General features: G+C 59.5%; 10 protein-coding genes. 7 read left to right on the forward strand and 3 right to left on the reverse strand.

The window, feature by feature from the left end; all coding sequences use genetic code 11:
- The first annotated feature begins 99 nt into the window (after nucleotides 1-99).
- A complete protein-coding gene (gene pdxB, locus AC27VU_RS22275) occupies nucleotides 100-1,242 on the forward strand; it encodes a 4-phosphoerythronate dehydrogenase PdxB (protein WP_488724947.1) in 1,143 nt (380 codons plus the stop codon).
- 168 nt (nucleotides 1,243-1,410) lie between these two features.
- Here pdxB and AC27VU_RS22280 read toward each other — a convergent pair whose 3' ends face one another.
- Entirely contained in the window at nucleotides 1,411-1,590 is a 180-nt protein-coding gene (locus tag AC27VU_RS22280) for a PA1571 family protein (protein WP_045122558.1), read from the reverse strand.
- A 256-nt stretch (nucleotides 1,591-1,846) separates the two neighbouring features.
- Here AC27VU_RS22280 and AC27VU_RS22285 point away from each other — a divergent pair, with 256 nt between their 5' ends.
- Nucleotides 1,847-3,625: an ABC transporter transmembrane domain-containing protein gene (locus tag AC27VU_RS22285; protein WP_488724948.1), complete on the forward strand. Its 1,779-nt coding sequence runs from the start codon at nucleotides 1,847-1,849 to the stop codon at nucleotides 3,623-3,625.
- 84 nt (nucleotides 3,626-3,709) lie between these two features.
- On the opposite strand, the gene AC27VU_RS22290 is transcribed toward AC27VU_RS22285, so the two are convergent.
- Nucleotides 3,710-5,638, reverse strand: a complete 1,929-nt coding sequence (locus AC27VU_RS22290; RefSeq protein ID WP_262143425.1) for a transglycosylase SLT domain-containing protein — start codon at nucleotides 5,636-5,638, stop codon at nucleotides 3,710-3,712.
- A 214-nt stretch (nucleotides 5,639-5,852) separates the two neighbouring features.
- Between AC27VU_RS22290 and AC27VU_RS22295 the strand changes: the two genes are divergently transcribed.
- On the forward strand, nucleotides 5,853-7,775 hold the full coding sequence (locus AC27VU_RS22295; RefSeq protein WP_488724949.1) for an ATP-binding cassette domain-containing protein: 1,923 nt from the start codon (nucleotides 5,853-5,855) through the stop codon (nucleotides 7,773-7,775).
- Between the two features lie 174 nt (nucleotides 7,776-7,949).
- On the opposite strand, the gene AC27VU_RS22300 is transcribed toward AC27VU_RS22295, so the two are convergent.
- Nucleotides 7,950-8,387, reverse strand: a complete 438-nt coding sequence (locus tag AC27VU_RS22300; RefSeq protein ID WP_262142945.1) for a universal stress protein — start codon at nucleotides 8,385-8,387, stop codon at nucleotides 7,950-7,952.
- A 104-nt stretch (nucleotides 8,388-8,491) separates the two neighbouring features.
- On the opposite strand from AC27VU_RS22300, the gene AC27VU_RS22305 reads away from it, so the two are divergent.
- The 4 genes from AC27VU_RS22305 to AC27VU_RS22320 all read left to right on the forward strand — a co-directional run bounded on the left by AC27VU_RS22305 (nucleotide 8,492) and on the right by AC27VU_RS22320 (nucleotide 13,144).
- The gene (locus AC27VU_RS22305; RefSeq protein WP_003226602.1) at nucleotides 8,492-8,929 is read left to right on the forward strand and encodes a hypothetical protein; all 438 of its coding nucleotides are present in this window, start codon (nucleotides 8,492-8,494) and stop codon (nucleotides 8,927-8,929) included.
- A 527-nt stretch (nucleotides 8,930-9,456) separates the two neighbouring features.
- Nucleotides 9,457-11,604 (forward strand): fatty acid oxidation complex subunit alpha FadB, encoded by a 2,148-nt coding sequence (gene fadB / locus AC27VU_RS22310; protein WP_024013640.1) that lies wholly within the window; start codon nucleotides 9,457-9,459, stop codon nucleotides 11,602-11,604.
- A 29-nt stretch (nucleotides 11,605-11,633) separates the two neighbouring features.
- Nucleotides 11,634-12,809, forward strand: coding sequence for an acetyl-CoA C-acyltransferase FadA (fadA, locus tag AC27VU_RS22315; RefSeq protein ID WP_488724950.1), 1,176 nt, complete (start codon nucleotides 11,634-11,636; stop codon nucleotides 12,807-12,809).
- 98 nt (nucleotides 12,810-12,907) lie between these two features.
- Nucleotides 12,908-13,144, forward strand: a complete 237-nt coding sequence (locus tag AC27VU_RS22320) for a DUF1653 domain-containing protein (RefSeq protein WP_003226597.1) — start codon at nucleotides 12,908-12,910, stop codon at nucleotides 13,142-13,144.
- The last annotated feature ends 53 nt before the right edge of the window (nucleotides 13,145-13,197 follow it).

Raw genomic sequence — 13,197 nt, forward strand, 5'->3', positions numbered from 1 at the left:
GCTCCCGCCGGGAAGCGAAGCGCCCTCGCCACCGTGTAGTCTGCGCTGGCTCAACGGTGGATCAGCACCTAAACTGCCGATCCCCCCAAGGAGCCCGCCATGCTGATTGTTGCCGACGAAAATATTCCGCTGCTCGATGCCTTTTTTGCCGGTTTCGGCGAGATCCGCCGGGTCCCGGGCCGTTCCATCGACCGTGCGACGGTCGAGCAGGCCGACGTGCTGCTGGTGCGCTCGGTGACCAACGTCAATCGCGCGCTGCTCGAAGGCAGCAAGGTGCGTTTCGTCGGCACGTGCACTATCGGCACCGATCATCTGGATCTCGATTATTTCAACGAGGCCGGCATCACCTGGTCCAGCGCACCCGGTTGCAATGCGCGGGGCGTGGTCGATTACGTACTCGGCAGCCTCATGACTTTGGCGGAAATTGAAGGCGTCGATCTGCCACAACGTACTTACGGCGTCATCGGTGCCGGTGAAGTCGGCGGCCGGTTGATCAAGGTCCTCAAGGGCCTGGGCTGGAATGTCAAAGTCTGCGACCCGCCGCGTCAGGCGGCCGAGGGCGGCGATTACGTCAGCCTCGAGCAGATCATCGAGCAGTGCGACGTGATCAGCCTGCACACGCCGCTGACCCGTATCGGCGAAGGCGCGACCTGGCACCTGTTTGATGAGCAGCGTTTGCAACAGCTCAAACCCGGTACCTGGCTGATCAACGCCGCCCGTGGTCCGGTGGTGGATAATGCCGCTCTGCGCAAAGTGCTGCTGGCGCGCGAAGACCTGCAAGCAGTGCTCGACGTTTGGGAAGCCGAGCCTGAAGTCGATGTGGCCCTCGCCGAACTCTGCGTGCTGGCCACGCCGCACATTGCCGGCTACAGCCTTGATGGCAAACAGCGCGGTACGGCGCAGATCTATCAGGCTTATTGCGAATTTATCGGTCAGCCGCCGAGTATCCAGCTCAGTGACCTGTTGCCGGCACCGTGGCTGTCAGAAGTGACCCTGCACGCCGACAGCGATCCGGCCTGGGCGCTGGCGATGTTGTGCCGCGGGGTGTACGACCCACGCCGCGATGACGCGGATTTTCGCCGCAGTCTTGTAGGCAATGTCGCTGAACAGCGTGCGGCGTTCGATGTGTTGCGCAAGCAGTACCCGGTGCGACGCGAGATTGAAGGGCTGAAGGTGCGGATCGACGGTGATTCGCCGCAGTTGCAACAGATTGTGGCGGCGCTGGGGGCGGTGGCTGTCTGAAGATCCTGTAGGAGCTGCCGGAGGCTGCGATCTTTTGATCTTGCCTTTGAAAAACAAAGTCAAAAGATCGCAGCCTTCGGCAGCTCCTACACAGAACAGAACAGAACAGAACGGCAGGCAGAAAAAACCCGGCCAAACAGGGGCCGGGTCAGGAAGACGGTGGCTATATCACTTTTGTTCGGCAGGCTTGACCAATCGCTTCTCCAGTTCGCGGCATGCTTGCTGGATCATGTCTTCAGTGATCGGTACTTCACGCCCGTCCTTATCAATAATCGAGCAACCCAGAGGTTGGCCGGGCTTGGTGCGGATCACTTGAATCTTGTCATCGCTGCGGTGTTGCAAGGACATGGCCTGTCTCCTCATCAGGTTGTGCACGTAGATTAAAACCGCCACGTGACCAGGCTGTGACAACACCTTTGGGTCTGTCAAAAGCGGCATCTCCACTCCAACAGAAATGACCGCTCGTCTCAACCGGGACATTAGACCAATAGCAACTATGGCCTAGTCTTTGGGGGCATATTTAACCTGACTCATTGTGATTTACAGAGTTCCGCCCCATAGAAGGTTTAGGCTAGCCCTTTCACCAACACGGATGTGTACCTGAATGATCTCGAAGCTTTCTTCCCGGCACCGTCGCGCGCTGAGTCTGACCAGCCGATTTCTGGCGCCTTATCGTTGGCAAGTCTGCGCTGCGCTGCTGGCGTTGATCGTCACCGCGGCCGTCACTTTGTCGATGGGGCAGGGGATCAAATTGCTGGTCGATCGGGGCTTCATGACCCAGTCGCCGCACCAGCTGAACCAGAGCATCGGGATCTTCATGCTGATGGTGCTTGGCCTGGCGATCGGCACGTTTGCGCGGTTTTACTGGGTATCGTGGATCGGCGAGCGTTGTGTGGCGGATATCCGGCGCGAAGTGTTCAACCATCTGGTGTATCTGCATCCCGGTTTTTACGAGAACAACCGCAGTTCGGAGATTCAGTCACGGCTGACTGCCGACACCACATTGCTGCAATCGGTGATCGGCTCGTCACTGTCGATGTTTCTGCGCAACCTGTTGATGGTGATCGGCGGGGTGGTCCTGCTGTTCGTCACCAACCCGAAACTCACCAGCATCGTGGTGATTGCCTTGCCGTTCGTAGTCGCGCCGATCCTGATTTTCGGTCGGCGCGTGCGCAATCTGTCGCGGCTGAGCCAGGACCGGGTCGCCGACATCGGCAGCTATGTCTCCGAGACCCTCGGCCAGATCAAGACCGTGCAGGCCTACAACCATCAGGTGCAGGACGAGCGGCGTTTCGCCACGACGGTCGAGGATGCATTCGACACGGCGCGCAAACGGATTTTTCAGCGTTCCTGGATGATCACTGTGGTGATCGTGCTGGTGCTGGGCGCGGTGGCGGTGATGTTGTGGGTCGGCGGCATGGACGTGATTGCCGGGCGCATCACCGGCGGCGAACTGGCGGCTTTCGTCTTCTACAGCCTGATCGTCGGCAGTGCGATCGGCACGTTGAGCGAGGTGATCGGTGAGCTGCAACGTGCGGCGGGGGCCGCCGAGCGGATCGCTGAATTGCTCAGTTCAAAAAACATCATCCAGCCACCGACCATCGGGCTGGTGACGTTGCCAGAACGGATCAAGGGCGAACTGCAATTGCAGAATGTGCACTTTTCCTACCCGTCGCGTCCGGACAGCTACGCCGTCAACGGCTTGAGCCTGACCATCAGGGCCGGCGAGACCCTGGCCCTTGTCGGCCCATCCGGTGCCGGCAAATCCACGGTGTATGACTTGCTGTTGCGCTTCTACGACCCGATTGAGGGCCGGATCCTGATCGACGGCGTGCCGCTGACCAGCCTCGACCCGCTGGACCTGCGCCGCAATTTCGCCCTGGTCTCGCAATCGCCCGCGCTGTTTTTCGGCAGCGTCGAAGAGAATATTCGTTACGGCAATGCTGGCGCGACACTGGAGCAGGTCAAGGAAGCGGCAAGAATTGCCCATGCCCATGACTTCATCGAGAAGATGCCCAACGGCTATCAGACCCATCTGGGGGACGCCGGCCTCGGCCTTTCCGGCGGCCAGCGTCAACGCCTGGCGATTGCCCGCGCGCTGCTGGTGGATGCGCCGATTCTGCTGCTGGACGAAGCTACCAGCGCCCTCGATGCGCAAAGCGAACATCTGATTCAGGAAGCCTTGCCCAGCCTGATGCAAAACCGCACCACGCTGGTGATCGCACATCGACTGGCCACGGTGAAAAACGCCGACCGGATCGCCGTGATGGATCAGGGCCAGTTGGTAGCGATCGGTACCCACCAGGAGCTGATCGTGAGCAATCCGCTGTATGCGCGGTTGGCGGCGCTGCAGTTCAATGATGGGCACGCCGTGGCGGTTTAGAACTGGCGCAGGCCTTTGCTGACGACAAAAAAATGCCCGCATCGATTGATGCGGGCATTTTTCATTTCAGGTAATCAGCACCGGTCATTGGTCGTCGAAATACCGCTCATGCCAATCCACCAGCGGCTGCGGTGAATTGAGTTTCTGGCCGTAGATCACCGAGTACGACAGCACGTTCTGCACGTACTGGCGGGTTTCGTCGAACGGGATGCTTTCCACCCAGACGTCGAAGCTCAGGTGATCGGCGCCGCGCAGCCACTGACGCACGCGGCCGGGGCCGGCGTTGTAGGCGGCGGAGGCGAGCACGCGGTTGCCGTTGAACTGGCTGTGCACCTGACTCAGGTAAGCGGCGCCGAGCTGGATGTTTTTATCAGGATCAAGCACTTGCTGTGGCGAGGCCAGCGGGATGCTGAACTTGCGTGCGGTTTCCTTGGCGGTGCCGGGCATCAACTGCATCAGACCGCTGGCGCCGACACCGGAGCGGGCATCGTCCATGAAGGCGCTTTCCTGACGGGTGATGGCGAACACCCAGCTCGAATGCAACCCGCGAACCTTGGCTTCACGCACCAGCGTGTCGCGGTGGGCCATAGGGAAGCGGATGTCCAGGTCGTCCCAGTACTGCGCCTGGCTGATGGTGCGGATCGCCGGGAAGTACCATTTCAGGTCGTAGGCCAGTTTGGCCTGGGCGACCATTTCGTCCCGATTGAAATGGCGGCTGACGTGATACCACTCGCGACGCCCGTCGACGATCTGCCCACGGGCATGGAATTCCAGAGCACGGCGTATGCCCGGTGTATTGCGCACCTTGTTGATGGTGGCCTGGCTGAGCACAAGCGGCTTGTTCATTAGCGAATAAGGCGATTGCGAACGGTCGGCGGCGAGGAAACCGTAGAAATCGCGCTCCTTGGCCAGATTCTTGTACAGGGTCTGCGCTTCCGGATTCTGCGGTTGCGCCAGTTCCAGGCTGCGGGCCTGCCAGTAGCGCCAGCGGTTGGTGGTCGCCAGATCCTGTGGCAGGCGACGGGTCAATTGATAGGCATCGTCCCAGCGTGCCAGACGCAACAGCAGACGCAGGCGCCATTCGGAAACGGTGTTGTCACGCAGCTCGGGATCGTATTGGGTCATCACGTCCAGCGCGCGGCTGTCGAAACGCCGGGCCAGGGTCAGGCCGATTTCCCGGGCAATCGCGACCTTCTCGTCACGGGAGAAATGCATGCTGCTGGCGTAACCGTCGAGCAGGGCCATGGCCCTGTCCGGATCCTGACGGGCGAGGCGACGCAGGCCGAGGCTGACAATGTCGGACATCGGCTCGTCGTTCGGGGTGAAGCGCGAAGGCTGATTGAGCAGTTCAGGTTTTTGCGCCACATCGACCAGCAGACGGCCGCGCGGCGCGAGGGTGGTCAGGCCGTTGACCAGGCTGTTCGCCAATGGATAGTTACGCGCCTGAGCGGCGAGTTTGGTGCGCTCCCAGCGTTTCTGTTCGGTCAACTGGCCATCGGCAGCCCAGATCCCGAACAGCCCGTCGCAGGCGGCTGGTTGCGATTTACCGGTCAGCCACAGTTTGTCGGCGTTGGCGTAACCCTCGGCCTTGTGGCCGCTGCTGATCTGGTACTGCGCGTTGAGGCAGTCCAGTTCGGTGAAATTGAGTTTCGGGTCGTAATACTTGACGAAAGTCGCCCAGTCGCCACGGTCGGCGAGCCAGCGCAACCAGCGCAGTTTCATCCAGTTGGCCTGTGGCAGGTCACCGTGTTCGGCGAGGAACTTCTCGATTTCCTCGTTACTGGCGGTCTTCAGGCGCGCGGTCAGTTCGTCGTAGGCCAGGTACGGTTCCAGCGGATAATCGGCCAGGGCCTGGCTGTAGCGGAAGTATGGGCCGGTATCGCCCTTGGCCAGTGCGCGCTTGGCTTCATCGTAATACTGGCGTTGGGTGGACAGATCCACCGCCTGGGCGGATTGAGCGGCAGCGGCGGTGAGTAGCAAACAGGACAAGACACTGAAAAGGCGACTGCGCATGAGACATCCGGGCAGAGAAATCATGACAAGTGCCGACCTCGATCAGCACTGAATTGTCTGTAGCTTAGCCTTTTGCCAGCGAGCGGCGAAAGCTTTGCGGGTCTCGCAGCACAAGTTCGCAACAAATGTTGTGCAGAGTGCTTCAGCAGACAAATTGCCGGCCTGCTGAGGGCCTAACTCAGGTAGAATGCGCGCCCGGTTTTTGGAGAAGCTCATGACCCTGCTCAAATTCAGCGATGTGTCCCTTGCATTCGGCGCGATGCCGTTGTTGGACAAGGTGTCCTGGCAGATCGCCCGTGGTGAGCGGGTGTGCATCATCGGCCGCAACGGCACTGGCAAATCCAGCATGATGAAACTGGTCAAGGGCGACCAGAAGCCCGATGACGGCTCGGTGTGGCGTGCCCCCGGTCTGAAAATCGGCGAATTGCCGCAAGAATTGCCGGTGGCCGACGAGCGGACCGTATTCGACGTGGTTGCCGAAGGCCTCGACGGCGTTGGCGCCTTGCTCGCCGAATACCATCACCTGAGCCAGAACATCGTCACCGACGCCGATCTGGACAAGCTGATGCACGTTCAGCACGACCTCGAAGCCCGTGACGGCTGGCGCTTGCAGACTCTGGTCGACAGCACCCTGAGCCGCCTGCAACTGCCGGCCGACAAGACCCTCGCCGAGTTGTCCGGCGGCTGGCGCCGTCGCGTGCTGCTGGCGCAGGCGCTGGTCTCGGAACCGGATCTGCTGCTGCTCGACGAACCGACCAACCACCTGGACATCGGTGCAATTGCCTGGCTCGAAGAAGCGCTGAAGGATTTCCAGGGCGCCGTGCTGTTCATCACGCACGACCGTTCCTTCCTGCAGAACCTCGCCACGCGCATCCTCGAACTGGATCGCGGCGGTCTGATCGACTGGAACGGCGACTACGCCAGCTTCCTCGTGCACAAAGAAGCTGCGCTGGCCGCGGAAGAAACTGCCAACGCGCTGTTCGACAAGCGTCTTGCTCAGGAAGAAGTGTGGATCCGTCAGGGCATCAAGGCCCGTCGTACCCGTAACGAAGGTCGCGTTCGCGCCCTGAAAGCCCTGCGTGTTGAGCGCAGCGAGCGTCGCGAGCGTACCGGCAAGGCGAACATCCAGCTGGAAACCGCCGACAAGTCCGGCAAGCAAGTGATGGTGCTGGAAAATGTCAGCTTCCATCACCCGGATGGCCCGTACTTGATCAAGGACTTCTCGATGGTCCTGCAGCGCGGCGACCGGATCGGCCTGCTCGGCGCCAACGGTACCGGCAAGACCACCTTGCTGAAACTGATGCTCAATGGTCTGCAGCCGACCAGCGGCAAGGTGGAAGAGGGCACGCGCATCGACGTGGCCTACTTCGACCAGTTGCGCCATCAGCTGGATCTGGAAAAGACCGTGATCGACAACGTCGCCGAAGGTCGCGACTTCATCGATATCGACGGCCAGAGCCGCCACGTTCTGAGCTACCTCGGCGACTTCCTGTTCAGCCCGCAGCGTGCCCGCACGCCGGTCAAGGCGCTGTCCGGTGGTGAGCGCGCGCGCTTGCTGCTGGCCAAACTGTTCAGCAAACCGGCGAACCTGCTGGTACTCGACGAACCGACCAACGACCTCGACGTGGAAACCCTCGAACTGCTCGAAGAAGTGCTGCTGACCTTCAACGGCACTGTGCTGATGGTCAGTCACGACCGGGCATTCCTCGACAACGTGGTCACCAGCACCCTGGTCTTCGAAGGTGAAGGCAAGGTGCGTGAATACGTCGGTGGCTATCAGGACTGGATCCGTCAGGGCGGCTCGCCGCGCCTGCTGGGCGTGACCGAGAGCAAGTCGGGCAAGGCTGACCTTAACTCGGCGGTGGTCACCGCTGAACCTGTCGTGGCTGCCGCACCTGCCGCTGCCGCGCCGGCAGCCAAGAAGAAGCTGAGCTACAAGCTGCAGCGCGAGCTGGAAGCATTGCCGGGCGATATCGATGCCAAGGAGCAGCAGATCGCGGCCGTCGAAGCCGAAATGGCCGAAGCCGGCTTCTATCAGCGTCCGCCGGCAGAAACGGCCAAGGTGATTGCTTCGCTGGAGCAGTTGCAGGTTGAGCTGGATGCACTGGTGGAGCGTTGGGCCGAGCTGGATGCCTGATTGATCCGGCCATGAAAAAGCCCGGCGTTCAGTGATGAGCGCCGGGCTTTTCATATACGGGTGGAGACCTAATGTGGGAGCGAGCCTGCTCGCGAATGCGGTGTGTCAGGCGGCATTAATGCTGAATGTTCCGACGCCTTCGTGAGCAGGCTCGCTCCCACACTGATCAGTGTTTCAGCGTTTGACCAGATGCACTGCGAGCACATCGCAGGGCGCGCCGTGCAGCACGTCGTTGGCGGTGGAGCCGAGCAGCAGCGCCAGACCATGGCGGCCATGGCTGCCGACCACGATCAGGTCGCACAGTTGCTCCTTGGCGAAGTGATGGATTTCCTGGCGTGGCTGGCCGTAGGTCAGGTGGCAATTGGCGCCTTCCAGCTCGGGGTATTTGTGCTTGAGCGTATCAAGGCGTTGCTTGGCCTGATCGAACTGCTGCTGTTGCAGTTGTGACAGATCCATCGGCACATCGCCGCCGAATGCCATCGCCATTGGTTCGACGATATGCACCAGCGACAGCTTGGCACCGTTGCTCGCTGACAGCTCGCGGGCGCGGTGGATCACAGGGTCGCACTCTTCGGTCAGGTCTACGGCGACCAGGATATGGTTGTAGGGCATGAGGTGCTCCTCGTGACGGTTCAATATTGTTAAGTATGGCTGGTTTCAAGCGCATTGGTTCCAAAGTGACGCAATGCGCTCACCTATAAGTCGGGAGTAGAGATATGACGGTCTGGTTGGTGGTGTCAATCCTGCTGGTGGTTCTGAGTCCACTGGCATGGTTGCGCCCATCGCGCGTGCAGAGTGGCCGGATGGCCCTGCGCATGGAGGCTCGGCGCATCGGACTGGCCATGCAGTTAGCGCCTCAGGAGTGGCCGCACTGGCTGTCTCAGGAGCCGCCCAACCCGTGTGCGCAATATCATCGGCCACGGCGTGGCAGTCAGCCGGCGTGCTGGACCTACTGGCAGAAATCGCCGGGCGTGTGGGTCAATCAGTGGCAGGAAGTCTGCGAAGACCGATTGTTGCTCAATCATTTCGAAAAGTTGCCGGGCAACGTGTTCAAGGTCGAGGCCGACAAGCAGATGATCGCTTTGTACTGGGGGGAGAAGGGCGAAGCCACGGTTCTGCAGGATATCGATGCGACTCTGAAAGCACTGGCATGACTCGCGGACTTTTCCCACTGCAAGGGTGGGGAGCGTCCGGCAGACGAGCAATAAAAAGCCCGACATGATTCATCGGGCGGGGTGGCCAGGCAGGCCGGTAACTGTTTTTGTCGCTGATTCGTCTTTTTGCAGTCAGCGGATATCCCTGTAGTCCAGCCAGCGTAGCCTTTTAAACAGGGCTCGTTGCGAATTAGGGCGACTTTTCTAACTATTGATTCTATGAATGGCTTTGCATGCAGAGGCGTATTGCAGCTCTGCGTGCGACGGAAGTGACCGCAAAGTCGCATTTCCACCCGTATTTTGGGCGATTGACAATTGTTGGAAATTCCGTGAAGGTGACGTACCCAAATCAAACGGGCGTATGAATTGAGCGTTTGTCTTACAGACTGCTCCTACAGAATCCCGACTATCGCGTTGGCGGGTGTGCCGGGTGGATTGGCGTCAGCATCGACGAAAAAACGTCCTGCCGAGCCATTTACCTGCGTCCGACGTGTACTGTTCAGCTTCCATATCGTGGAGATCAGTTGATGATTTACGAAGGTAAAGCCATCACGGTTAAAGCTCTTGAAAGTGGCATCGTCGAATTGAAATTCGACCTCAAGGGTGAGTCCGTCAACAAGTTCAACCGTCTTACCCTGAACGAACTGCGTCAGGCCGTGGACACCATCAAGGCAGATGCTTCGATCAAGGGCGTGATCGTCAGCAGTGGCAAGGACGTGTTCATCGTCGGCGCCGACATCACCGAATTTGTCGACAACTTCAAGCTGCCGGATGCCGAGCTGGTTGCTGGCAATCTCGAAGCCAACAAGATCTTCAGCGATTTCGAAGACCTCAACGTTCCGACCGTGGCCGCGATCAACGGCATCGCTCTGGGTGGCGGTCTGGAAATGTGCCTGGCTGCGGACTACCGCGTCATGTCGACCAAGGCCAAGATCGGTCTGCCGGAAGTCAAACTGGGCATCTACCCGGGCTTCGGCGGTACCGTGCGTCTGCCACGTCTGATCGGCGTCGATAACGCCATCGAGTGGATTGCCGCCGGCAAGGAAAACCGTCCTGAAGACGCGCTGAAAGTCAGCGCCGTCGACGCCGTGGTTGCTCCAGAGAAGCTGCAGGAAGCTGCCCTTGAACTGATCAAGCGTGCCATCTCCGGCGAGTTCGATTACAAGGCCAAGCGTCAGCCGAAGCTGGAAAAGCTCAAGCTCAACGCCATTGAACAAATGATGGCTTTCGAAACCGCCAAAGGTTTCGTGGCCGGTCAGGCTGGCCCGAACTACCCGGCGCCGGTCGAAGCGATCAAGACTATCCAGAAAGCCGCGAACTTCGGTCGTGACAAGGCGCTGGAAGTCGAAGCAGCAGGTTTCGTCAAACTGGCCAAGACCTCTGCCGCGCAGAGCTTGATCGGTCTGTTCCTGAACGATCAGGAACTGAAGAAAAAGGCCAAGGCCTACGACGAAATCGCCAAGGACGTGAAGCAGGCTGCCGTACTGGGCGCCGGCATCATGGGTGGCGGCATCGCCTATCAGTCGGCCTCCAAAGGTACGCCGATCCTGATGAAGGACATCAACGAGCACGGTATCGAGCAGGGTCTGGCCGAAGCCGCCAAACTGCTGGTTGGCCGCGTTGATAAAGGCCGCATGACTGCTGCGAAAATGGCTGAAGTGCTCAACGGCATTCGTCCGACCCTATCTTACGGCGACTTCGGTCACGTCGACCTGGTTGTAGAAGCCGTGGTCGAGAACCCGAAGGTCAAGCAAGCGGTACTGGCTGAAGTCGAAGACAAAGTCAAAGAGGACACCATCCTCGCGTCCAACACCTCGACCATTTCCATCAGCCTGTTGGCCAAGGCCCTCAAGCGTCCGGAAAACTTCGTCGGCATGCACTTCTTCAACCCGGTGCACATGATGCCGCTGGTGGAAGTGATCCGTGGCGAGAAGTCCAGCGAGCTGGCGATTGCCACCACCGTTGCCTACGCCAAGAAAATGGGCAAGAACCCGATCGTCGTCAACGACTGCCCGGGCTTCCTGGTCAACCGCGTTCTGTTCCCGTACTTCGGCGGCTTCGCCAAACTGGTCAGCGCCGGCGTGGACTTCGTCCGCATCGACAAGGTCATGGAAAAATTCGGCTGGCCAATGGGCCCGGCGTACCTGATGGACGTGGTCGGCATCGACACCGGTCACCACGGTCGTGACGTGATGGCTGAAGGTTTCCCGGATCGCATGAAGGATGACCGTCGTTCGGCCATCGACGTGCTGTACGAAGCCAAACGCCTGGGGCAGAAGAACGGCAAGGGCTTCTACGCCTACGAGGCCGACAAGAAAGGCAAGCAGAAGAAGGTCGCCGATCCGTCGGTACTCGAAGTGCTCAAGCCGATCGTTTATGAGCAGCGCGAAGTCACTGACGAAGACATCATCAACTGGATGATGATCCCGCTGTGCCTGGAAACCGTGCGCTGCCTGGAAGACGGCATCGTTGAAACTGCCGCCGAAGCCGACATGGGTCTGGTTTACGGTATCGGTTTCCCTCCATTCCGTGGCGGTGCGCTGCGCTACATCGATTCGATCGGTGTTGCCGAGTTCGTTGCCCTGGCTGACCAGTACGCTGATTTGGGCGCGCTGTACCACCCGACTGCGAAGCTGCGCGAAATGGCCAAAAACGGCCAGAGCTTCTTCGGTTAAGCGCCCCCAACTAGAGTGAGAGTGAACTTATGAGCTTGAATCCTAGAGACGTCGTGATTGTCGACTTCGGTCGTACGCCGATGGGCCGCTCCAAGGGCGGCATGCACCGCAACACCCGTGCCGAAGACATGTCGGCACACCTGATCAGCAAACTGCTGGAACGCAACGCCAAGGTCGATCCTGCTGAAGTCGAGGACGTGATCTGGGGCTGTGTAAACCAGACCCTGGAGCAGGGCTGGAACATCGCACGCATGGCGTCGCTGATGACCCAGATCCCGCACACCTCTGCCGGCCAGACCGTCAGCCGTCTGTGCGGCTCGTCGATGAGTGCTCTGCACACGGCGGCGCAAGCGATCATGACCGGCAACGGTGACGTATTCGTGGTTGGTGGCGTCGAGCATATGGGCCACGTGAGCATGATGCACGGTGTTGATCCGAACCCGCATATGTCGCTGTACGCGGCGAAAGCCTCGGGCATGATGGGTCTGACTGCAGAAATGCTCGGCAAGATGCATGGCATCACCCGTGAGCAGCAGGACGCCTTTGGCGTGCGCTCCCACCAGCTCGCCCATAAGGCGACTGTGGAAGGCAAGTTCAAAGACGAAATCATCCCGATGCAGGGCTACGACGAAAACGGCTTCCTGAAGCTGTACGACTACGACGAAACCATTCGTCCGGAAACCACTCTGGAAAGTCTGGCGGCCCTCAAGCCTGCCTTCAATCCAAAGGGCGGCACCGTGACTGCCGGCACTTCGTCGCAGATCACCGATGGTGCTTCGTGCATGATCGTGATGTCGGCGCAGCGTGCGCAGGATCTGGGGATCCAGCCGATGGCCGTGATCCGTTCGATGGCAGTGGCGGGTGTGGATCCGGCGATCATGGGCTATGGTCCAGTTCCGGCTACACAAAAAGCTCTGAAGCGTGCGGGCCTTGGCATCAGCGATATCGACTTCTTTGAGCTCAACGAAGCTTTCGCTGCACAGGCCCTGCCAGTGCTGAAAGATCTGAAAGTGCTCGACAAGATGAACGAGAAGGTTAACCTGCACGGCGGCGCGATCGCCCTGGGTCACCCGTTCGGTTGCTCCGGTGCCCGTATTTCCGGCACCTTGCTGAACGTGATGAAGCAGAATGGCGGCACCTTCGGGGTGGCTACCATGTGCATTGGTCTCGGCCAAGGCATCTCCACCGTCTTCGAACGCGTTTAAGCGTCTCGTCGATGGAAGCCGGGGCCAAGTGCCCCGGTTTTTGTTTTTGTGGATTTATTTTGTATTTATTTTGAAAAAATTTGAGTGAGGGCCGAAGCATGCCGATACAACCTGGGCTCTACCAACATTACAAGGGGCCGCAGTACCGCGTATTCAGTGTTGCGCGGCATTCCGAGACCGAAGAAGAAGTAGTGTTTTATCAAGCCCTGTATGGCGAATACGGCTTTTGGGTGCGCCCCTTGAGCATGTTTCTGGAGTCGGTCGAGGTTGACGGCGAGCAGGTGCCACGCTTTGCTTTGGTGCAAGCCGAACCGAGCCTTTTTTCCAAGGTATGAGACGAGTGCGTGCAGAACCCTGCGCTTGACCTCACCTTGTATCAACTATATAT

This window comes from Pseudomonas sp. 14P5.3.2 (assembly GCF_057799175.1).